General features: G+C 65.1%; 16 protein-coding genes. 9 read left to right on the forward strand and 7 right to left on the reverse strand.

Features of this window, described 5'->3' with window-relative positions:
• Window positions 1–14: 14 nt before the first annotated feature.
• Window positions 15–1697 (reverse strand): serine/threonine-protein kinase, encoded by a 1683-nt coding sequence (locus AWQ71_RS40950; protein WP_084259619.1) that lies wholly within the window; start codon window positions 1695–1697, stop codon window positions 15–17.
• Between the two features lie 495 nt (window positions 1698–2192).
• Between AWQ71_RS40950 and AWQ71_RS34290 the strand changes: the two genes are divergently transcribed.
• The 5 genes from AWQ71_RS34290 to AWQ71_RS34310 all read left to right on the forward strand — a co-directional run bounded on the left by AWQ71_RS34290 (window position 2193) and on the right by AWQ71_RS34310 (window position 7791).
• Window positions 2193–2996 (forward strand): sigma-70 RNA polymerase sigma factor region 4 domain-containing protein, encoded by an 804-nt coding sequence (locus tag AWQ71_RS34290; RefSeq protein ID WP_084259611.1) that lies wholly within the window; start codon window positions 2193–2195, stop codon window positions 2994–2996.
• Window positions 2997–3168: 172 nt separating this feature from the next.
• Window positions 3169–3534 (forward strand): pilin, encoded by a 366-nt coding sequence (locus AWQ71_RS34295; protein WP_245658759.1) that lies wholly within the window; start codon window positions 3169–3171, stop codon window positions 3532–3534.
• A gap of 197 nt (window positions 3535–3731) precedes the next feature.
• Complete coding sequence (locus tag AWQ71_RS34300; RefSeq protein WP_067141618.1) at window positions 3732–5105, forward strand: TrbL/VirB6 family protein; 1374 nt, start codon at window positions 3732–3734, stop codon at window positions 5103–5105.
• Window positions 5102–6043 carry a PrgI family protein gene (locus AWQ71_RS34305; RefSeq protein ID WP_067141622.1) on the forward strand — a complete coding sequence of 314 codons (942 nt, stop codon included), beginning with the start codon at window positions 5102–5104 and terminating at the stop codon, window positions 6041–6043. The genes AWQ71_RS34300 and AWQ71_RS34305 overlap by 4 nt, the downstream gene beginning before the upstream one ends.
• Window positions 6040–7791: a VirB4 family type IV secretion system protein gene (locus tag AWQ71_RS34310; protein ID WP_218002081.1), complete on the forward strand. Its 1752-nt coding sequence runs from the start codon at window positions 6040–6042 to the stop codon at window positions 7789–7791. The genes AWQ71_RS34305 and AWQ71_RS34310 overlap by 4 nt, the downstream gene beginning before the upstream one ends.
• A gap of 10 nt (window positions 7792–7801) precedes the next feature.
• On the opposite strand, the gene AWQ71_RS34315 is transcribed toward AWQ71_RS34310, so the two are convergent.
• Window positions 7802–8314 (reverse strand): NUDIX hydrolase, encoded by a 513-nt coding sequence (locus AWQ71_RS34315; protein ID WP_067141625.1) that lies wholly within the window; start codon window positions 8312–8314, stop codon window positions 7802–7804.
• A 39-nt stretch (window positions 8315–8353) separates the two neighbouring features.
• On the opposite strand from AWQ71_RS34315, the gene AWQ71_RS34320 reads away from it, so the two are divergent.
• From AWQ71_RS34320 to AWQ71_RS34330, 3 genes are read left to right on the forward strand one after another with little or no spacing between them, the layout of a single operon-like run.
• On the forward strand, window positions 8354–10765 hold the full coding sequence (locus AWQ71_RS34320) for a type IV secretory system conjugative DNA transfer family protein (RefSeq protein WP_067141628.1): 2412 nt from the start codon (window positions 8354–8356) through the stop codon (window positions 10763–10765).
• Complete coding sequence (locus tag AWQ71_RS34325; RefSeq protein ID WP_067141632.1) at window positions 10762–11625, forward strand: replication-relaxation family protein; 864 nt, start codon at window positions 10762–10764, stop codon at window positions 11623–11625. Before AWQ71_RS34320 ends, AWQ71_RS34325 begins: the two co-directional genes overlap by 4 nt.
• Entirely contained in the window at window positions 11613–12500 is an 888-nt protein-coding gene (locus AWQ71_RS34330) for a C40 family peptidase (protein WP_157570748.1), read from the forward strand. Before AWQ71_RS34325 ends, AWQ71_RS34330 begins: the two co-directional genes overlap by 13 nt.
• 181 nt (window positions 12501–12681) lie before the next feature.
• On the opposite strand, the gene AWQ71_RS42215 is transcribed toward AWQ71_RS34330, so the two are convergent.
• From AWQ71_RS42215 to AWQ71_RS34350, 5 genes are all read right to left on the reverse strand, one after another.
• Complete coding sequence (locus tag AWQ71_RS42215; RefSeq protein ID WP_157570749.1) at window positions 12682–13449, reverse strand: hypothetical protein; 768 nt, start codon at window positions 13447–13449, stop codon at window positions 12682–12684.
• Between the two features lie 131 nt (window positions 13450–13580).
• Window positions 13581–18701, reverse strand: a complete 5121-nt coding sequence (locus tag AWQ71_RS34335) for a LamG-like jellyroll fold domain-containing protein (protein WP_157570750.1) — start codon at window positions 18699–18701, stop codon at window positions 13581–13583.
• Between the two features lie 520 nt (window positions 18702–19221).
• Complete coding sequence (locus AWQ71_RS34340) at window positions 19222–19569, reverse strand: hypothetical protein (protein WP_067141638.1); 348 nt, start codon at window positions 19567–19569, stop codon at window positions 19222–19224.
• Complete coding sequence (locus AWQ71_RS34345) at window positions 19566–19958, reverse strand: hypothetical protein (protein ID WP_067141641.1); 393 nt, start codon at window positions 19956–19958, stop codon at window positions 19566–19568. Before AWQ71_RS34345 ends, AWQ71_RS34340 begins: the two co-directional genes overlap by 4 nt.
• A gap of 60 nt (window positions 19959–20018) precedes the next feature.
• Window positions 20019–21230, reverse strand: a complete 1212-nt coding sequence (locus AWQ71_RS34350; RefSeq protein WP_157570751.1) for a MarR family transcriptional regulator — start codon at window positions 21228–21230, stop codon at window positions 20019–20021.
• Window positions 21231–21585: 355 nt separating this feature from the next.
• Between AWQ71_RS34350 and AWQ71_RS34355 the strand changes: the two genes are divergently transcribed.
• Window positions 21586–22158 (forward strand): hypothetical protein, encoded by a 573-nt coding sequence (locus tag AWQ71_RS34355; RefSeq protein WP_067141647.1) that lies wholly within the window; start codon window positions 21586–21588, stop codon window positions 22156–22158.
• Window positions 22159–22653: the final 495 nt, after the last annotated feature.

Consider the following 22653-nt stretch of genomic DNA (forward strand, 5'->3'; position numbering starts at 1 on the left):
GACAGGTTAGTAGATCATGGTTGCATTGGGGTAAGTGTCGCCACCTGACTACCAGAAGGAAGAACCTTGAGCAGGGCGTTGCGTAGTTCGTTGATGTTAGCGTCAGGTGCGCTGATGACTAGTGCGTTGCCCCTAGGGATACCGAGAGTGCGTGCGGTTTCCCGAGATACCAGCGCATCGATTGAGCCGAGGCTTATTGGAGCAGAAGCTCCTATGCGCAAATTGCGCCCACTCCCTGCTACCGTTTCACCAGGAGCAATCCCGGTCTTACCGCTAAAGGTAAAAGAAACTAGGAGCTCGCCATTCGCGAGATTTTCCCATAGCGCGTCAGACTTTGCGGTCGTCCTGGGTGTGTAAGAGCGAAATGTGGACGGATCGACGCCAAGTGTCTGCGTCTGCGTGCCATCCAGTTCGACGCTGGCAGCATCTACTACTTCTAAATTCAAAACCCCTCTAAGGTGCTCTATCTTCGTAATGGATTTCCGGGGAATAGCAGAAGGTGCTATGGCGAATAGATGTGGTGTCTTTAGTGTTTTGAGTGGAGTAACGCTCATCGGGCTTTTTGGCGAGTCTGGCTGCTTGTTCGGAGTTGCTCCAGTATCCCCGCTTTGGGGAGGTGATGCATAAAGGCTTTGTATGGTATCGCTAATTCGCTCTTTGTTTACTATGACGAAAGCGGCGACGAGGATTGCAGCGATCAATCCTATGCTCAGGAGAAGATTCCGAGGTGATCTGCTTCGGTCGCGATGGTCACTGGAAGACGTGTGCGTGCCAAATGCTGAGGGCTCAGTTTCACCGCTGAGTGTTCGGTCCTCCGATTCCCCCCCAGCTTCCTCTTCAAGAGGAAGCTCATTGGTTTGCCCGATAGATGGATCAGCGAGATTGGCCAAGGTATTGAGAACCTGCTTGGCGGATGGGCGGTCCTCGGGATTCTTGGCGAACGCTGATGTTACGAGAGACCGAAGAGGTTCGCCTAGCTGTTCTGGCGTTCCGAGATTGGGGGTGCCGGTCAAAATTCGATTTATGATTGCGGGAATGCTGTTGCCGCTGAATGCGGGACGTCCCGTTGCGGCGAATACCATAGTTGCGGCCCAAGCGAACATGTCGACGGCGGTGCCAAGAGGGGCATCGGAGAACTGCTCGGGAGCCATGTAGGCAGGAGTCCCAATTGCGTGGCTTGTTATTGGGGCCGATGCATCTAGTGCTCTAGCGACCCCAAAATCGATCACCCTTGCACCGTCTGCACCAAGAAGGACATTGGATGGCTTGAAGTCGCGATGCACAATTCCAGCGCCATGGATAGCCGCAAGTGCAATTGCGGTGTTTATGGCTAGCCGCTCCAGGTCGGCCCCATTTCGAGGCCCGTTCCGAGATACGTCCTCATGCAACGAGGTCCCTGTGACGTACTCACTTACGATATAAGGGCGATCTCCAACGTTCTCTATTCCGATCTCAATGACTGCCGCAGTGCAAAAACGGGCGACGCGCTTTGCTGCCGCAGCCTCCCTCATGAATCTGTCGCGCGTCGGGACGTCGGTCGCGAACCGGGCATGTAGCAACTTAACTGCAACTTGCTGCCCGTCTCCTCCTTTAGCTAGATAGACGGTGCCCTGGCCGCCCTCGCCGAGTCGTCCCGTGAGGACGTAGTCGCCCAGAGTGGAGGGATCACCGGGCCTGAGTGGGCTGACCTCCGACATCACAGCTCTCCATCTACTGAGGTGGTACCCGAGGATATTCGGGATGTTTCTTGCATTGGCAACTTGTGGACAATATGCCCCGCTATGGTCGTCTATGTCATATTTCGGTGTAATTTTGGCAAAATGGGCGGATTGGCAATTGTCCTAATATGCCCTTTTTAGGGCATTTTGTCGACATCTGCACTTTTCTCCGATTTGAGCGCTCGGGCTCCGTTGTGATCTAAGTCGCCTCGAGACTTTACCTACTCGTTGATCATCCATTCGGAGGGAGGTATCTCTGCAGGTCAATGCAAGTTTTGGGATACCGGTCCGATTTCCTTCGATTTGGGTGATCGGAAGTTGTTCTCGCAGGTCAGCGCGATTCGGTACACATCCGGGACAGCCTTCGGATGCCGCCCTCGAAGCGCTGGTCCCAAACTGGCTCCGAATTCTTCCCAAACCAGATGAGTGGCTGGACGTGTCCTGATCCATTCGGGCACGTCAACGGGGGTTCACATGCCACGAATCTCGTACGACCGGCCAGAAGCGCACCCGGCCACCGCGCGGACGATCACCTGGGACCCGAGCCTGCTCGACACCGTCGAGCGGACTCTCCGGCAGCTCTGCGAGGGCCCCGCTCCGCTCGCCATCGACGGCAAGGCAATCGGGAACGGTCTGCCCGCCCGGCTCATCCCGCTCACCGAACTCCGCGCGATCCTGCTACACCCCTCGGCCGACCGCACCACCCGCGATGCGGCCTGGCGTGAGCTCATTACCCAGGCCAGGACGTACGGCGATGCCTGGACGATCGGCTGTGTCGGGGTGGCCCTGCCTGGCCTGCGGCACGTGATTTCCACCCTGTCCCGCGCAACCTCGGCAACCGACAGGGCGGACATCACCGCCGAGGTCGTCATCGGCTTCGTCCACGCCCTCGACGACATCGACCTGGACCGGCCCCGCATCATGCTCCGGCTGTGCCGTATCGCGCGAAAGGCGGGGCAGCGAGCGCGCCGGGCCGACGTGGTTCCGGTCTCGCCGGACACGATCCTGCGGCCGATGTCGGCACCGCCCAGTGGCCACCCCGATCTGCTGCTCGCTGACGCCGTTGAGCAGGGGATCATCACGAGGTTCGAGGCCCAGCTGATCGGAACCACCCGCCTCGAAGACGTGAACCTGACCGACGTCGCGGAGGCGCTCGGCCTCGGCTATGACGCGCTGCGCAAGCGCAGGAGCCGCGCCGAAGCCCGCCTGCGGGACGCGATCCTCGACGGCCGGGTCAGCACCAAGATTCACGACTCGATGTCCGATCCGGCCTTCTGACCGGCGTATTTCCCGAGTGTCAGAGGTCCGCACCGGCCGGCGAAGGCCAGGCGGTCCACCGGTCCCCAGCCGCACCCGCCACCCGCATCCCGCGAAGGAGGAAACCCGGCGGCCCCACCGGTCGAGTGCGGACCTCTGGCACCAGCACCCAGCTGTCATCGAGGAGGCTCTCATGCCCACGCCATCGCGCTCGGGACACCGCCGGATGGGCATCACCTGGACCCGCTGCTGGACCTTCGCGCTGATCGCTGTCGCCATCGTGCTCTGCACGTCGCCGGCCTGGGCCGCGGATCTGCTCGCCGCCCCGTCCTCGCTGAACCAGGTGATCGACAACCTGCGCAACGTCATCATCGGCCTGCTCGTCGGGCTGGCCACGCTGTTCCTGACCATCGGGGGCGTCCGCTACATGCTGGCCGGAGGCGACCCCGGTGAGGTCGAGGCCGCCAAGAAGACGCTCCGTTACGCCGCCTTCGGGTACGGCATCGCCGTCCTGGCGCCGCTTCTGGTCAACATCCTCAAAGGGATCGTGGGGGCGTAGCGATGCTTCGTCGTCGTTCCCCTACTGCCCGACGCGGAGATCCGCGGCTCGCGCTCAGCGTCGGCGTCCTCCTGGCGGTGCTCACGGCCGGCCTGCTGGTTCTTGCGACTTCGCCGGTCGCCGCCGCAGCTCCTCGTCCCACACCATCACCGCAGGTCGGTCGGACAACGCCGTCCACAGGCTGTGGGTGGCTGGACATGGGCTGCAAGGTGAACGAGGCGGTCAACGGCTGGTTCACCAGCCTGGTGCGGGACGCGGTCAACCCGGCGTTCCGGCTGGTCGGGCAGAGCCTGCTGTCGTCTCCTCCGCCGTCGATGCTCGCCCGCGTCCAGGAGCTGGCCGGTCACGTCGCCCTGGTCGCGAACGCCCTGCTGGTGCTGTTCGTGCTCGCGGGCGGGCTGATCGTCATGTCGTACGGCAGCGTGCAGACCTCTACCACGGTCAAAGAGGTTGCCCCTCGCCTGGTGGTCGCGGCCATCCTCATCAACGGCTCGCTACTTGTCTGCGAGCAGGCGATCGAGCTGGTCAACGCGTTAGTGGAGGGCCTGCTCGGTGACGGCGTGAACCCGCAGCGCGCCGGCGATCTGCTGGCGGGCAAGGTCCTCGCCCTGGTCACCAACTCGACGGGCGCGGTGATCTATCTCGTCCTCATGGCCGGTACGGCGGTGCTGATGGGCACGATCCTCGCGTTCATCGCCGTCATCCGGATCACCCTGCTGCTGTTCCTGATGATTGCCGCGCCGCTCGCGCTGCTGTTCCACGCGCTGCCGCAGACCGAAGGCATCGCCCGGCTGTGGTGGCGCTGCTTCTTCGGGGTGCTGGCGATCCAGATCCTGCAAGCGCTGGTGCTCATCTTGGCGTTCAAAGTGCAGCTCACCCAGCCCGAGGCCCACTCCCACGAGGCCGTTCTCACCAGCGGCGACTCGCCGGTCGCGCAGGCCGCCGACGTGCTGATCCTGATCGGCCTGCTGTACGTGCTGATCCGGATCCCCGGCTGGGTGGCCCGCACCATCTGGCAGCAGGCACAGCCCCGCCTGGTGATGCGCCTGGCCCGTACGTTCCTTCTCTACAAGACACTCGGCGTCGTCGGTGGCCTGTTCCGCGGCTCCCGGAGTGCAGGGGCCGCCGCACGGCTGGGGTCGGCTCAAAAGGCCACTACAAGTGTGAGCCACATGGGTGGGCGAACCAGGCATGGGCTCGCGCTGGCCACCGGTCCAAGTCCCAGCGGTGCAGGGGGAACGACGCAACCCACCTCCGCCTCCGGCGCGGCTCCGGCCAACCGCAGTCCGGCCTCAACTGCTTCGCCCTCGGGTCAGCAACTCGCATTGCCGATCCCGCTCCCCGCGAACCGGGGCAAACAGGGGACACAGCTCGCCCTGCCGTTCCCGGTCCAGCGCGTACCGCGGCCGCAGGCCCCACCCATACCGCGCCCACGGCCCACGACCTGGGTCCGGCCCAAGCCGCCATGGGTGCAGGACCGGCTGCCCGGTATGCCAACCCGCCGCCCACGCCCGGTCCAGCTCCGGCTTCGTCTGGACCCTCCACCCGACCGCAAGGGAGGTAGGCGATGACCGATAGCGAACCCCTGATCGCGCGGATACCCGCAGATGTGGACCGGCCCGACAAGGTCGTCTCCGGGCTCACCGCACGGCAGCTCCTGATCCTGACCCTCACCGGCGGAATCGCCGCCGTCATCTACTGGACGGCAGGGAAGCTTCTGCCGATCGTCGTACTCGCCGCCATGCTGCTGCCTCTCGTTGCGGTCGGTATCGCGGTCGCGCTCGGCCGCCGCGACGGGCTCACCCTGGACCGGTACGGCCTTGCCGCGCTCCTCCATTGGCGTTCGGCCAAGGAACTGGTCGCCGCCCCCGAGGGAGTGCCCGTGCCGCCGCGCTGGTGCCGCGTGCGTGGACGCCTGCCCGAGCCGTTGAAGCTTCCCGTTCGTGCCGTCCGCACCGACGGAGTTCTGGAGCTGACCGATGGCGGCATCGCCGTACTGGTCGAGGCGTCCACGCTCTCCTTCCACCTGCGTACGGCGGACGAGCAGGCGGCGCTGGTCGGAGCGTTCGGGCGATGGCTCAACAGCCTCGACGCCCCAGTGCAGATCCTCGTCCGCGCCCGCCGCATCGACCTTGGCGGCCAGATCGACGCCGTCGAACGGCACGCTGCGACGTTGCCGCATCCGGCATTGGAGGAGGCCGCGCGCGAACACGCCGCCTTCCTGGCACAGCTCAACGCCTCACGCGACCTGCTGACGCGGCAGGTGCTCATCGTCATCCGCGACAACTCGCCCACGACGGGGCGACGCAGAGCCGTACGGGACGCGGGGGCGGCCGTGGTGCTCCGCCGGGCCGCTGAGGCCGGAAGATCCCTGGCAGCGCTCGGCCTCACCGCACACGTGCTCGACGCCGAAGCCGCACACCAAGCGCTGGCCGAATGCCTCGACCCCGGCGGCGACCTCGTCAGCGAAACCTTCGCGGAGCCCATCACCGGCAGGGAGGAACGATGAAACTTCGGCACGGCACATTCACCCACCCGGGCGCGCTGCGGATCGGTGCCCGCAGCCTCGGCCTGCCTCACGGGGTTACCGCGTCATTCGCCGTGACCGGGTACCCGCGCGAGGTCGGGGCAGGGTGGCTGGAGCCGCTGGTGACCTACCCCGGACGGCTGGACGTCTCGCTGCACATCGAGCCGATCCCGAAGGCGGTGGCCGCGATGCGGCTGCGCCGTCAGCTCGCCCGCCTGGAATCCACCAGCCGTGCCGACGCCGAACACGGCCGTCTGCAGGACTTCGAAGCCGAAGCCGCCGCCGACGACGCCACCGACCTGGCCGCCAGCCTCGCGCGCGGACACGGTCGCCTCTTCCGGCTCGGCCTCTACCTCACCGTCCACGCCGCCGACGAGGACGAGCTGGAGGTCGAGGTCGAACGCGTCCGCACGCTCGCCGCCTCCCTCCTGCTTGAGGCGCAGCCGACGACCTTCCGCGCACTGCAGGGCTGGGTGACAACGCTGCCGTTGGCCATCGACGCGATCCGGCTGCGCCGCAGCTTCGACACCACCGCGCTCGCCGCCGCCTTCCCGTTCACCTCACCCGACCTGGCGGGCACTGCCAGCGACACGGCCGTGCTGTACGGGGTGAACGCGAGCAGCTCCGGGGCGGTGCTGTGGGACCGCTTCGCGCAGGACAACCACAACTCGGTCGTCCTCGCCCGCAGCGGAGCCGGCAAGAGCTTCTTCACCAAGCTGGAGATCCTCCGGCTGCTCTACCACGGAGTCGAACTCGCGGTCGTCGACCCCGAGGACGAGTACGCGCGCCTCGCCTACGCGGTCGGCGGGACCCACCTTCGCCTCGGCGCGAGCGGCGTGCGCTGGAACCCCCTCGATCTTCCGGCAAGCCATGGCCCAGAGGATGACGTCCTCGCCCGCCGCGCGCTGTTCCTGCAGACGCTGATCACGACGATGCTCGGTGAACCCCTCGACGCGCAGACCCGCGCAGTGCTCGACCCGGCGATCCTCAGCACCTACACCAAGGCAGGAATCACCCGCGACAGCCGTACCTGGCATCGACCCGCGCCGCTCCTCGCCGACCTCGTCGCCAGCTTGCAGGGTGAGGAGCTCGCGAGCAGACTCGCGCCGTACGTGACCGGCTCCTACCGGGGACTGTTCGACGGGCCGACCACCACCCACCCCTCCGGTCACCTGATCGTGTTCTCGCTGCGCGACCTGCCCGAGGAGCTGAAAGCGGTCGGCACTCTCCTCGCGTTGGACGCCATCTGGCGCAGGGTCGCCAACCCCCGCGATCGGCGCAGACGCCTCGTCGTCGTGGACGAGGCGTGGCTGCTCATGCGCGAAGCCGAAGGCGCCCGATTCCTGTTCCGGATGGCCAAAGCAGCACGCAAGCACTGGGCTGGACTCGCCGTCATCACCCAGGACGCCGCCGACCTGCTCGGCTCCGACCTCGGCCAAGCGATCGTCGCCAACGCCGCCAGCCAGATCCTGCTCCGCCAGGCTCCGCAGGCGATCGACGCCGTCGGTGACGCATTCGACCTCTCCGACGGCGAACGGCAGTTCCTGCTCACCGCGGAGCGGGGCGAGGCGCTCATGGTCGCCGGCCCTGCCAACCGGGTCGCCTTCCAGGTCGTCGCCTCACCCGCCGAAGCGATGCTGGCCACCAGCGACCCCGCCCAACTCGCCGCTCTCGACACCGCCGAGCCACCTCCGCTCCGGAGCTTGGACGAGGAGGGCGACCCGCTGTGACCAGGTCTGCTCAACCCAGCACAGGGACTTTCGGGAAGACCAGAGGGTCCTGCGCCAAGCCGTTGGGCCATGTCCAGTACGTCGGCGCTGAGTCCCCGTCGAGGAGACACCGGATCTCTGGATCCCGTAGCTGCGGATGCTTGAGCAGGGACAGCCGATCCACCGCCTCGGCCAGGGGCACCCACACCGCCTCCGTCACCTCGCCATCGGGATCTCGCGGGGCAAGAGTGCCCTCCAGCGCGTCGAACGCAAACAGGAATGCCGTCCACAGTCCCGCATACGGTCCATCCGGGATCGGGTACTGCATCGTGCACGCCAACCGGTCCGGAGCTGTGGCGATGAGGCCGGTCTCCTCTCGTAGTTCGCGGACGACGGCCTGCTCGGCAAACTCGCCGGGCTCGACGGCCCCGCCGGGAATCTGCCACCGCGGAATGCCCTCTTCGTCGTCCTGCTGGCAGACCATCAACACATCATCGCCTCGGCGGACGATCGCCCCGACCGCGAGATGCAACAGCGTTCGCATACGCCGATTCTGTCGCAGTTCTCGGCGAGGTGATCTCTGATGAACGATCTGCCGACGGTCCTCGACGAGCTGCCGCAGCGGTTGCCCGAGCTCATGTGGACGTACGGCTGGCGCGTCGCAGTCGGGTCCTTCGCATTCGCGAGCCTACTGACGGTTGTACGCCGGTTGATCTGGCGTCTTCGCCACGTACGGCTGGCGCGGGAGGCACGGCTCGTTGAGATCTCCTGCCCGCCGCAGGTCGACCTCGCCGGCGCTGCCGCGCTCTGGGCGCATTTGGTCGGGCTGCTGCGGCCCGCCTGGAAGCGGTTCCTGCTCGGCCAGCCGCACATCGCCTTCGAGTACGTCGGCGACGCCTCCGGAGTGCGGATCCAGGTGTGGGTGCCCGGATGTATCCCGAACGGGGTCATCGAGAAGGCCGTGCAGTCCGCCTGGCCAGGGGCCACGGCCACGACCAGGCCAGCCGTACCGCCGTTGCCACGTGACGCCGATGCGACGGGCGGTCGTCTGGTTCTTGGGCAGGCCGAGCATCTGCCGCTGAAACACGACCATGATGCCGATCCGCTCCGGGCGTTGCTCGGCGCGATGTCCGGGCTGGCTCATGGTCAGCACGTGACGGTGCAGGTCTTGGCCCGCCCGGTTACTGGAGAGCGGCTTGGACGCGCACACCGCGCGGCGGCCTTCCTCCGTGGCGGACGATCGGCACACCCACTGGGAGAGCTGTTCGACCTCATCACTCCCGGCCACGGGACGATGTCCGGCGACGGGCACCCGGCCGAACTGGCCCGCATGTTTCCGGAACGGGCCGAGCAGGTCAGGGCAATCCTCGCCAAGGCGAGCCAGCCCCGCTACGAAGTCGCCATCCGGTACGGCGTGGCCACCACCGCATCCGGTGCCGACGGCCGGCTGCGAGGCCGCGCCCACAGCGTGGCGTCGGTCTTCGCGCTGTTCACCTCCGGCCACCAGTACCTGCGGCGACGCCGCCTCCGGAGACCGGCCCACGCGCTGGCCTCGCGACGACTCGACCGGGGTTACCTGCTGTCGGTCGCCGAGCTGGCCGCCCTCGCCCATCTGCCCCTGGACGTCGACGCCCCCGGCATCACCCGGGCCGGAACGCGGCCCGTCGCCCCGTCACCGGCCGTGCCGTACGACGGGCCAGTCCGGATGCTGGGGGACGCCGACAGCGGTCCACAGCGGCCCGTGGCCCTGTCGATCGCCGATGCCCGGCATCACATCCACGTGGTCGGGGAAACCGGCGTCGGGAAATCGACCCTGCTCGCGAACATGATCCTCACAGACGCCGTGGAAGGGCGCGGCGTGCTGGTCATCGATCCCAAGGGCGACCTCGTCGGCGACGTGCTCGCCCGGCTGCCCAAGTCGGCCATCGGCCGTACTGTCGTCTTCGACCCCGCCGACCCCGGCAAGCCGCCGAGCGTGAACGTGCTCGCCGGACCCGATCCCGCCTTCGCCGTCGATTCGGTCGTCACCATCTTCCACCGCTGCTTCTCCTCAGCCTGGGGACCGCGCGTGGACGACCTGCTGCGCTCGGCCTGCCTGACGCTCACCACGGTGAACGGCCCGCGCGCCACCCTCGCCCAGGTGCCGCGTCTGCTCACCGAGACCGGCTACCGAGCCCGTGTCGTACGCCAGCTCAGCGACGAGCTGCTGACCGGGTTCTGGCAGGCGTACGAGGACCTGACCCCAGCTGGTCGTTCGGCCGTGATCGGGCCGGTGATGAACAAGCTCCGCGCGGTCTTGTTGCGCCCATTCATCCGGGACGCCCTCGCGAGCCCTGTCTCGTCGGTTGACCTCGGCCGGCACCTCGATGGGGGAGGCATCTGCCTGGTCCGCGCCCCCAAGGGCGTACTCGGTGACGACGCTACCCGGCTCCTCGGCTCGGTCCTGCTCGCCCACACGTGGCAAGCGGTCACCCGTCGCTCCCGCCAGGCGCAAGCCGTACGGCACGACACCGCGATCTACGTCGACGAGTGCCACAACTTCCTCAACCTGCCGGGCAGCATCGCCGACGTCCTGGCCGAGGCTCGCGCGTACCGCTTGTCGCTTGTTCTCGCCCACCAGCATCTCGCCCAGCTTCCCAAGGACCTCCGCGAGGCGATCTCCGCCGACGCCCGCAACAAGCTGTTCTTCGCCGTCTCTCCGGAGGACGCCGCCGACCTGAAAGCGCACGTCGGGCCCGTGCTGTCCGCGCACGACCTCACTCATTTGGGCGCGTTTCAAGCCGTCGGGCGCCTGGTCGTCGACGGAGCCGCGACCCCAGCCTTCACCTTCCGCACCCGCCCGCTGCCCGCCGCCATCCCCGAGCGAGAGACCCAGGTACGGCAGGCCTCCCGCGCCACCTTCGCGACCACAGGAGGACCGGTGAAACCACGTATCTCGGCCAGAGCGAACGACGAACGCCTGTCCGCAAGGGCTCCCAGCAGGGAGCCGGCATGACCCGCCCAAGCATCCGGCAGCGCGCCAGCCGTACCGTGCCACCCCGGGCATCCCGCGCGGTCATCGCCGAGCTCGCGGCCCGGCTCACCCCACGTGACTGGCAGATTCTGGAGCTCGCCCACGAGCACCGCGTACTGACCACCCACCAACTCGCCCGGGCGTACTTCACCTGTTCCGACAAGGCCCGCCACCGGCTGCTGGACCTCTACCGGCTGGCCGCCCTCGACCGCGCCCGCCCCTGGACGCCGGTGGGGTCCGCTCCCTGGCACTGGGTGCTCGGCCCGGCGGGGGCCGCCGTCCTGGCCGCACATCGCGGCATCACGGTGCGGGAAATGGGCTACCGGCACGACCAGATGCTGGCTGCCTGCCATTCCGCCACGCTCGACCATCTGATCGGCGTCAACGACTTCTTCACCCGGCTGAAGGCCGAGCAGGAGGGTGAGCTGACGGCCTGGTGGGGCGAACGCCGCTGCACGCAGCTTTGGGGCGACATCGTCCGCCCGGACGGGTACGGCCGGTGGGCCGAAGGCGGTGTCGAGGTCGACTTCTTCCTCGAACACGACACCGGCAGCGAAACCCTGGCACGGGTGGTCGCCAAGCTCACCGCGTACGCCGAACTGGTCGAGGTCACCGGCATCAGCACACCGGTGCTGTTCTGGCTCCCGAGCACTCGCCGGGAGCAGCACCTCCGCGCTGAGATCGGCACGCCTGAGGCACCGGCCGCCACCGCGGTCCAGACGACCTCCGGGCCACGTGAGGCGGTGTGGCTTCCGATCGGCTCCGCCAGACGCCGGCTGCGGCTGGTCGAACTCGCGGACCTTTGGCCTTCTGCACGAGGAGGGGACTCGTGCGTGGAGTGATGGCGGCGGTGGCCGGAATGGTGCTGGTCGTCGTTCTGCTCACCGGCGTCACGTCCGCCCTGCTCGACGGGTCTCTACCGGGTGCACCGACCGGTCGGCCGAGGGACATCCCGCCCCGCTATCTGGCGTTGTACGTCAAGGCGGCGGAGACCTGCCGAGGCCTGGACTGGGCGCTCCTGGCCGCGATCGGGAAGGTCGAATCCGGTCACGGGACCAAGACAGGCCCCTCCTCGGCGGGAGCACTCGGGCCGATGCAGTTCATGCCCGCGCCCTGGAAGGCGTACGGCATCGATGGGGACGGCGACGGCCGGGCCGACATCATGAACCCTGCCGACGCTGTCTTCTCGGCGGCCCGCTATCTGTGCGCCTCTGGCGTTGATCGCGATGTCCGCCGGGCTCTCTTCGCCTACAACCACTCCTGGGCCTATGTGGATCGGGTGCTCGCGGCGGCGGAGCGGCACCGGCGTGCAGTGGTGGTTGCGCTTCCGCAGACGGAGGTCGCCGCTCGGGTGATCGCTTACGCCCGCGCCCAGCTCGGCAAGCCGTACCGGTGGGGAGCTGACGGCCCCGACGCCTTCGACTGCTCGGGGCTTACGATGCGCGCCTACCAGGCGGCCGGGATCACCATCCCGCGCGTCACGTATGACCAGTGGCGTCATGGTGTACACGCCCCTGCCGGGCAGGAGCAGCCCGGCGATCTGGCCTTCTTCCGGATGGAGCCCAACGGCCCTGGCCACGTCGGCATCGTCATCGGCGGCGGCCAGATGATCCATGCCCCCCAAACCGGCGATGTTGTAAAGGTTGGATCCTATGCTGAGCGGTCCGACTTTATAGGATTCACAAGAATGGCAGAGAGCGCTGCTAGGTTCGATTGAGGTATACGCTGGCTATCGAGATCAGAAATGTTTCGCTACGGGATGCATCTCTCATTTTCATTGCTGGCGAGTAGTTCGCGAGTGGCCATTGTATTGAGTCTGGCGGCTTTGTCTATAAAGCAGGATTTGTCTAAAAATTTTGCGAACTCGCAAATGTTGACAGCTTGAGAAGTGGTATAATTTATAGTATTATAATATTGCGAATGAGGGGATTTTGGATGAAATAAGAGAGTTGGCCCCTGTCGCTCCAATTGAGGATAAATCCATATATCCGGCCGTCTTTGGCGGCATTTTTTAAGATACTCAAAGTCAGCCCGGTTGAGTTTAGGCTCCTTTCGTCGCCCTTGTTTAGTAGCGAAACCCATTGGCGAAATTGCGATATGGGTGCGTGATCGTTGCACTTAGGTAGTCCGCGCGCTTTGCAGCCATCGAAGCCCGGCCACCAGAATAGCGGTTTCTTTGATATCGACGAAGGCTTGGAAATGAGTAGTAGAGCCTTTGCTCCAATGAGACCACTGCTTATCTTCTTGGCTATCTCTTCCTCGGTGAGAGGTGTTGTTAGTTCAACTATTGCAGTACGCTTTTCGTTCGCGCCTAGTTTCTCTATTGCTGTGTTGGCTGCTGTTTTTTCGCTGTAATCCGGACCGGTTCCCCCCTTGAATTCTTTTAAGGCTTCATCGACTGTCGATGCCGGTAGGTTGGGGCGTACTGTTGCCTCGCCCCATATATTCTCGGTCAGCTCATGGCGACTCCATGGTCCTTCTGGTCCATATTGGCGGAGAGACATTTCGATTGTCGCCGAAAATAGAGAGTGCTCTATTTCTTTAGGGCTGGCCGGTGTGATTAGGTATTCAGGCGATGCGACTTGGATGGCATTGCTTGAAACTAGAAATAGCCGATCGAATCGGTGTTGTGACTGCTGGACTATCGCTATTGTGAGAGCTGTCAAGATGACAGTGCATAAGCCAGCGGACACTTTGATAACTGTTGATAGCTTCATGGAGCCTCGAATGGTTGAGCATCAATTAATGGCGAGATGGGTTGAGGGTTGCCCCTCAACCCATCTCCTAGGTGAGTTAGCTACGACGTCAGTGCACTCCGCCATGCGGAGGAGATGGAGAGGGGGTCGGGGCCGTAAGGTTCGCTGGGGTCCCTGGAGGGCGGGAGCTGCAGCTCGCCCCTGACCTCATGTTTGATTGACTGATAATAGCAAATCAGCGTGGTGCACTGGACATCGTAATCCGTTGTGCCTGAGCGTGGATATCTGACACTCCATTGGCCTGCCGGCCCCTGGACTGACCAGGTCTTAGCATCGCGACCTATATCTGGGGTTATTCCAGGAGGCCAGCTGATGGAAATGCTGCCCCCGATAATCTTGAATGCGTTTCCGCTGTCCAGTTTGATGGTCAGATTCTTGAGGATCGCCGGATACTTCCTTTGAAATGCCTTAGTTGGGGTGACGCGCGCCCAGCTCGCGTGATTACGAATCTTGATAGACGTGGGCATGCCTGGCCAGGGGCTGGCAGGTCTATGCCCCTCATATCGAGAGCCTCCTCCCACTTCGAAGAGCAGGCCAGGCTTGACGTTCTTTTTATTGGATACATTAATCTGACATACGTCGTCGTAGCAGTTCCAGCTTGAGACCGCGTTGGGGTTCGGCGCAGAAGCGGGGGATCCAGCAGAACCGCCTCCGGCACCCGCGCCACCAGAACTACCGCCACCTGTTCCAGTGCACACGCCCTGGTAGTTACATCCGCCATCGAGAATCATTTCGCCAGGGTTCGTGTCGACCTCGGGTACGATTGAGATGAGTTTTACGTCACCGCATGAACCCTGAATGTATTCGTAGTCTCCCCCTATACTCATCTCCTGCTTGTCTACATTGTTGTTGGCGTCGGTTACGGCGTTAGTCCAGTTGTGCTGAACATTTGCTCGCAGGTGAATCATGCCGTCCGATGAGTTGTATGCGACAGCATCACTGACTACTACAGTGTAATTTTCTCGGCGGACGCCTTGGGTGTCCATCGCCGCGTTCTCCAAGACCAAGCTCTGGTTGGTCAAGGAGAGCTTCGCTGTGAGGGGATTGTTCTGGCTTGCTCCGGCAGACCAGACGTCGGATTTCTTGCCTTCGAGCACCTCATTCTGAATGTTGTAGTAAGACTTCACAGTATCCGCTAGCGTCTGGCTGGATGCGGAACAATCTCCTCCCGCTCGTACCAGCGCCTTGGGGGTGACAGTCCCGCTCTCCCAGCCGCCTTCCCCGACATGAGTTCGTGCCCGGACGCGAACCGTGTAGGTAGTTCCGTTATCGAGCCCTGTAATGGTTTCGGACTGATTTTCGGTTTCGAAGCCATCCACAACGGACCCGTCGGGATCGATGACCTCGATGTCGTACCCGTTGATGAAGGCCAGCGAGCCGGATTCTTCGGGAATGCCCCATGTAGCGATTGCGCCGCCATCACCAGCTTGCAGACTTAAGTGCTGCACCTTGCTCGGTGGCCCTGGCGGCAGGTATTTCATCGTGAGCGTGAGCTGCTCCGCGCCCCCAAAAGTAAGGATCTGGGTGCTGTCGGACTCCAACAAGAGCCACATGTGCTCGTCGCCGACTATGTTGGCACTGGGAGAAGTGACGCCTACGCTGTAGATCGACTCGGAGTTGGCGGTCTTCGTGACATTGGTCGTGGTAGTGTCAGCGGCTATCGGGTTTTCAAGGCGGGTGACCTTCACGACCGCATCCGGCGGACATTCACCACTTGCACATGTGGCGGCACCCAGACCAAGCATCGACTCGATGGGGATCGCGGCATTCGGGATTTCGTCAAGGTTGACCTTGATGACGCTGGCAACGTTTTCGCCAGCGCTGCCGCCTACCTGGATATTGGCGGTGTCAGTCCAAGTGCAAGGACCTCCGCCACAGGCATCTGGAGCACTCTTCGCAGTCTTGATCGTGAAGTGATCCTGTTGCAGTGTGATCGGGACGGTGGTGGAGGGGTCCGTCGATGCTTCACCGGGTGCCGTGAAAGTGACTGGATCCGTCTTGGCCGTGCAAACGGGCGCTGTGCTGTCGTCGCCCACACAGGACTGCATCTGCCAGGTGTAGGTGTGCCCCGCCTCTACCACGCCATCAGCAAGCCTGATCGATGCCCTGGTACCGCCCTCAACGGTGGTCTTGCCGATTGGACTGGCTCCGCGAGGATTACCGTTCTCGTACAGGTAGAACTTCGCGGTGACCAGGCCGCCCGAGGGACGGGACACCATCCCAGTCAAGATGGGGTTGAGCGGATCCGCCAACCCCGTCGCAGCATCGGTAGGCGTGTACGGTGCGTCGGTGGTGATGCGGTAGTACGGGGTCTCGTTGCACATCCGCGGGGTGATGCCGGTCAAGCAGGCCTTGACCTTGAACTTGAAGCTGTCCGGGCTGCCCAGGTTGAACTCGTTGTTGATTACCTGGCCGGAGTTGGCTCCGGTTACCGGCGGGAACAGCTGTGCGGAGGTGAGGGCCGAGACCTCGTTGGAGGCGGGCCCTGCCTGGCCGGCGCTGTCGATGGCGACCACGCGGTAGTAGTACTGCCCCTGCACCATGCCGCTGTCGGCATAGGTGAGGCTGCTGACGGTGGCGACCCGGGTTGTGGTGGACGGGGTGAACCCGGCGGTCTTGGACCGGTGCACCTGGTAGGTGACCGCGCCGCGGTCGTCGAGCGCCGCGTCCCAGGACAGGTTGACGGTGTCGGGCCCGGCGACAGCGGTCACAGTGCCCGGCGCCGACGGCGGGTTGTCCGGTCCGGGGTCTGCTCCGACGGGGGTGTTCATGTCGGCTTGGATCTGCCCCTGAGTGAGGGCGGTTTTGTAGATCCTTACCTCGTCGATCAGGCCGCTGAAGTACTCACCGAAGGGGTTGTTGCCGCCGATGCGCAGTGGCGCCGCGCCGGTTGCGACGTCGCCGCTGAGCGTGGTTTCCCCGGCGAAGGACCCGTTGACATAGATCTTGGTGCTGGTGCCGTCGTAGGTGCCTGCGACATGGCTCCAGGTGTTGGTGGGCAGTTTCGTCAGCGATTCGCTGCCGTCGTAGTAGCCGCCGATTTGGAGGTCCGTGCCCGGACCGATCGGAACGCCCCCGTTGGCGGTGATGCTGGCGTAGAGGGCATACGAGCCGTCATCGGGGCTGACTTCCTTCATCAGGATGGTGTGCCAGCCGCTGATGCTGGTGGGTTTGACCCACGCCTCCATCGTGATCTTGTTGGTCAGCCTGAGGGAGGGGGAGTCGTTGACGGTCACCCAACTGGATGTGCCGTTGAACGACAGTGCCTGGCCGTACTTGCCGGCGGCCCAGCTTGTGGCGCTTGCCGTTCCGGTGTTGCCGGAGCCGGACGCGTCCGCCACTGTCGTACCCGAGCCTTCGTTCATCCCATAGGCCGCGACGAGACCCGGGATGGCCGTGCTCGTCGGTGACGGCGACGGTGAGGAGGTCGGGCTGGGCGACGGCGACGGGACCGGCGGCAGGGGGATCGGTCGCGTGGGGTCGGAGATCGACACCAGGTAGTCGATCTTCTTCCCGTCGATCGAGGTGGACTTGTAGCTCACCTTGACGTCGCTGGACCGCGAGATCGCGTCGTTGCCGGCGATCGAGTCGATGGATTCGCCCGTAACGGTGGGAATCTCAGGCGGGAGCAGGTAGTTGACGGTCAGCTTGGGAGGCGACTGCCCGGATTCCACCGAGTTGAACGACCAGTACTGTGCCGTGACCGGGTTGGGGTCGTCCGGCCAGCTGGAGCGTGAGTCCTCGGTCGACTTCAGTTCCACACCGTAGCTGGGCGAGCCCGCCGCCCAGTTCTTGGCCATCTGCGTCACGTTGAAGCTGGTGACCGTGCTGGAACCGCAGCTCGGCGTGATCGTGACCGCACCGGTGCTCGTCGTGGGCGGAAGGCCGCTCCACGACAGCGAGCTCGTCGACCATGAAGAGGTGATCGGCAAGGCGGTGAGCGTACGCGAACCGCATGGCCCGGCGTAGGAGCCGAGCAGCTGGATGGTGGCCGAGTCGACGTACTTCCCGGAGAAGCCGCTGATGCTGCCGAAGCCGATGTAGCCGCGCAGGAAGTTCGGGTAGATCTTGTTCGTGTAGGTGCAGACGCTGCCCGTGCACCTGCGCTCGGACTGGTAGTAGGTGCCGGTGCCGATGTTCAGCTCGGAACCTGTCGCGTCAGCGGCACCTGTCTTGGACTGGACCCAGGCGTCCGTCGTCGCGGTGAGGGAGACCGTGGGGTCGACGGTGACCGGGTAGGTGGTCTTCTCGTCCGCGAGGAATGCGGGGTCCGGCTTGATCACCAGAACCTGGCCGCCATCCTTCGCGGTGACCACGGAGGCGTCGATCTCGCCTCGCTGGTGCGGCAGCGTCTTGGCGTCGCTACTGGGCGCCTCCGTCATGAACGGTTCTGCTGCCGAGGCGACGGTCTTGCCCTTGGAGTCGGTCAGCTTCAGCCCGCCGATCTTCGTCTCGGAGAGCTTCAACCCCTTGGTTCGCACGGGCAGCCGGAACTCGACCGGTACGGTCGGGCGCTCGCGCAGTACCACGTCGTGACGGAAGCCTGTGGCGAGGGCGGTCACGACGAGGTCGGCCGTCGGACCGGCCGCGCCCACGTAGATAGCCTTGTTGCCCTCGATCCGAGGCTTGGGCAGAGGCGTGGGCCACTCCAGCGCGAACAGCTGGGCCTTGTCTGCGTTCTCCAGAGAGGCGAGCTTGGTGTCCCCGCCCGGACTGAATCGGACGTCCGCCTTCGCTGTTTTCGGCTGGAACGTTCCATCCCGTTCGATCAGGGTGGTGTCGATCCACTGGAAGGAACCGTCCGCCTGCTTGACACGGGCAGGTCCGGCGTAGGTGTCGGTGGTGATGTGGCCGTCCGGATAGGCCCAGGACCGGCTGGACTCGGTGCCCTTGCTGAGCACCTCGACCGGCTTGTTCTGTTTGCGGGCTTCGGCGATCGCAGCCCGCAGGTCCGCGTCCGGATCGTCCGGCTTAGGGAACGTCGTCGTGCTCGGGGCCGTCGTCGGTTCAGGGCTTGGGGTGGGCTGGGTGTCGTCCGCTGCTGCCGGTACAGGGCCAGCTGTCAGTAGCGATGCCGCGACTACTGCTACCAGCAGGCTGGATAGCTTGTGGAGGCTGACGCCACCCAGTGGGGAGGGGGGAGGTGATCCTGACTCGTTCACGTTCTCCTCGTTCGGAGTTCACAGGAATTACTCAGCTTCAGATGATCTTTTACAGGCGATCTTCAGGAATCAACAAGAATGGACATCTGCCGCTCGATCGGGTATAAGGCCCGCATAAAGAACAGAGATGTTGAAATCTGGTAAGGCTGCGATGTCAATACGCGGCGCCCTCACCTGGGAGAACCGGCCATACGTGTGTCAGCAGTCAGTAGTCGAAGGCTCGGTCGACGATCGCCGTACATGTGAACACCAGCCCGCTATGTGACAAAGATCACAATCTTCTCGGGTTGTAAGGAGGCCTTGTATTCCACCCGGAAGGCGCGGGACGAAGTTGTCTCAAGTCCGCAGATCCAGCCACCGGTCGCTGCCATGAGTTGAGCTACGACGAGGCCCGTCCTGCCGGATGGCAGAACGGGTATTGCTTACGTAGGTGCGAGCTGGCTGATCAGTTGGGCTTTGTTGGCATCGTGTCGCTCGCGTACCCGGCGGCCTGGTTACGAAGGGGCCGCCGGGCAGTGGGTCAGCGGATCCGGACGGCGGGGACCTTGTCATAGCCGTGGATGCGGCAGGTGTACTCCTCTTCGGCGGTCAGCAGGACCACCTGGAGCTTGGGGACTCCGTTGCGGAGGGCTCGGGCGATGCGGTGCCAGCCGTCGATGATGAACGGCCCGGCGTTGGGGATCGGTACGGCGATCAGCGGGAGGGACAGGCCGACGGCTTCGATGCGGGCGTCTTCGATCAGGATCGCGCTCAGGTAGCCGCGCCACACCTCTGGGGCGAGCCGCCCGATGGGCTTCCGGCCCGTCGCGTACGACTTGGCCGCCGTGACATTCCAGGACCAGGCGAGGAAGTGGAAGGCCTCGTTCATGCCTGGGCCTCCGCAGCGGCGGCCAGCTTCTCTGTCGTCTTCAGGAACCGCTGCGCGGCCTCGCGCCGGACCTCGGCCATGGCCTGCTCGAACAGTCCGCCGTGCCGTACGGGTGGCATGTCGATCAGGTGGTGTTCGGCCTGCTGGCGGACCTGGAGGATGGCGTCGGCCCCGTCGACGCCCTCGTTCTCGATCAGGGCGGTGGCCCAGCGCCACCAGCCGTGCAGGTGCTGGTGGAGCGCGATCTCGGCCAGGTCGGACGCGGTAAGGTCCTCGCCCTCATCGATCCGTCCCGTGACTCGGGCGGCGGCCTTGGCCCATGCCTCGCCGGCGTCATCGCGACGCTCAGCGGCGTAGCGGTCGAAGTGGCGGGTCAGGGACTCCGTCATTGGATTCTCCTTGGTTCGTTGGAAGAAGGCGGGCCGGACTGACCCGTCCCGAGGTGCGGGTCAGCGGGTAGCGGCGGTGGTCTGGTCGGCGGCGGTGAACTTCCGGGGCTGCTCGGAGGTCAGCTCGGCCTGCCCGAGAGACACGAGGCGGTCGAGCGCGTTGGACACCGCGCCGGAGGAGTTGCCCAGCACCCGCCCGATCTCGTACGGGGTGAACTCCTGTCCGGGGTGCGCGGTCAGATGGGCGAGCACGCGGTCGCGGAGCTGGCCCGGGCGCATCACCTCGGTCCCCGTGGTCTTGGTCCGGCGGCCAGTGCCGGTGAGCGCGGTCTTGGCGTCTCGCCGGGCGGGCCCGGCGTTGCCGTACATCAGCTCCAGGCGACCCAGCGCCGTTGCGAGGTCGCCGCTCTCCGCCGCCTCAACCGTGCCGAGGGCCAGCTCGGCGAGTTGGATCAGAGCGCAGCGGGCCTCCGCCCATGCCTCGCTGACGACCGGCTCTGACCCCGCCTCGGAAATTTGTGCGTCAGAGTCGTCCTTCTTGGCGCCGAAGTCGTCCTCGTCACGGGGGCGTGGCACCTCGCGCGACTCGCTCGGCCTGCCAGGACCCGGCCTCTCCGAAGCGTCAGGGAATGCCGCCTCGTTCGACGTTGCGGGCTGAGAGACGTCGCCCAGCGCGGCGGGGGCGTCATCAGACGCCTTCTCATCGGGCTCGCTGGGGGAAGAGTCGTCGGCTTCCGCTTCACCGGGTACGGCTTCCGCCGACTTGTGCCCGGTGTCGGCATCGCCTTCCGTAGGCTGATCGATGACGGTCAGGGGAACGCCCGCCCTCTGATTCTCGGCGGTGACGCCCTCACATTCCGGGGCGTTCGGCACATCCGTGGGCGGGGTGCCGGCGACGTCGTTGGACGGTTCGTCGGTGATCTCATCAGTGAGGGTCACCGCGTACCAGGCGTCGGGGATGCGCTTGCCGCCCTCATAGCCGCCCAGTGTCCGGGTCGCACGTCCGTCGGCTTCGAGGGACGTGAGGATCTTGGAGGCAGCGGCGCGGCTCATTCCGGTGACCGCCCCGATCTTCACGGGGGACATGCCGGGGTTGGCCATCAACGCGGCCCACACGGTGTCCGTCGGGCCGTTGACCGCCTGGGCGGTGTCCTGATCCGGCGTGACGCCGTCGGGCACGTCAGCGGTGGCCGTGGGCGCGTTCTCGGTAATGCCGAGTGGCGTGTCGGACGAAATTGCAGCGGATTCCTCGAGAGTGGTATTCGAGGGCATTTTGTGTGCTCCTTTCAGTTCCCGTTTCGGGGAGTGGTGGCTGGCGGAGCACGACCATCACTCTGCTCGCGGCGGCCTCGCAAGCGATGGTGGGTAAAAACATTTATTACCGAGTCGGCCGGTCCTTCGACCCTCCTCTGGAAGGCTGCCTGACGTCGTTGAACTGGGGATTCGGCTTGACGGTGTGCGCGTGGTTCGTTATCGCACCCGCGTCGTCCACTGCTGTTTGTCCGCCACCAAAAGAGTCATGGAAGTGGGCCGCTGATTCGCTTGACATTCCATGAATTCGAGGTTCCATGGAGTCGGGACGGAAACGGGACCCCGGATAGTCGGGGAAACATCGAAGGGAAACGGAATGTTCGACCGCGTATTCATCGACGTGACCGCCGACGACGTGGCAGCCCTGCGCGACCACGGGCCGGGGTGGGCGCTGATGTGGGACGGCGCCGATGTGATCATCCGGCCGATCGCCGACTCGGACGACGGGTCACTGATGCAGATCGGCGACTACGACTCCATCGCGCAAATCAGCGAGTTCAACGCCGAAGACGGCCGGGGATCCGACGACGAGGACCTCGCCGACGACTACACGGACATTGCCAACGACTACCTCGCCAGTTGGGGCGACGAGAGGCGGCTCATGCCGCTGATCGCGCCGATCAGCCGCGCGCTGAGGGATCACGGGATCACCCGCATAGGCGGCGGCCTGGTGGGTTGGCGCGCGGGCGGCCCGTGCCAGGTGACCCAGCTCTACCGGACGCCGAACACCGACACGCGCGCCGAGATCACCGTGACGGGCTGCCCCGGCGACCCCATCGAGTTGGCCGTCAGCGGTCACGGACGCACGTACACCGCGTTCCTGAACCCGGGCACCCCCGCTCGTACGGTCGCCGCGCGGTTCGTGGCGGCGGCTCGCGCGGCCCGGTAGCCGGACCAGGGCCCGCCCCGTGCGGGCCCCATCCCTCCTCCGGGGTCCCGCCGGCCGTTCCCGACCGTCAGGCCCGCCGCATTCAACGCGGCGGGCCTGACGCGTTTACGGCGGGGAGGGAACCGTACGGCGAGCAGCACCGCCGGGCGACACGAACCGTCATCTGTACGGCGCGCACAAATGAATACGACGCCTATGGGCGGTCGGCCTCGCCAGCGGACCACCCCAAAGGGCGTGGAGCTGCGAAGACTCGCATTCTTGGCCGTACCAGTCATAGCCGGTACCCCGATCGGTCCCCAGACTGGAACCCCGGTTGGTACCCCCGTCAGATGCTGAGAGCTGTACCGCCTGCGAAACGGATGACGTCGTGTACAGAGACGCAGTCGAACGGCGGGGACAGTGTGGCGAGTCGTCGCGGTAGAACGGCCCACATCGCACCGATCACCCTGCGCGGCACCATCCCCCCGGGCGGGTTCTGTTCGGCCGCCAGCGCGT

Source organism: Microtetraspora malaysiensis (assembly GCF_001528665.1).
Taxonomy (GTDB): domain Bacteria; phylum Actinomycetota; class Actinomycetes; order Streptosporangiales; family Streptosporangiaceae; genus Microtetraspora_A; species Microtetraspora_A malaysiensis.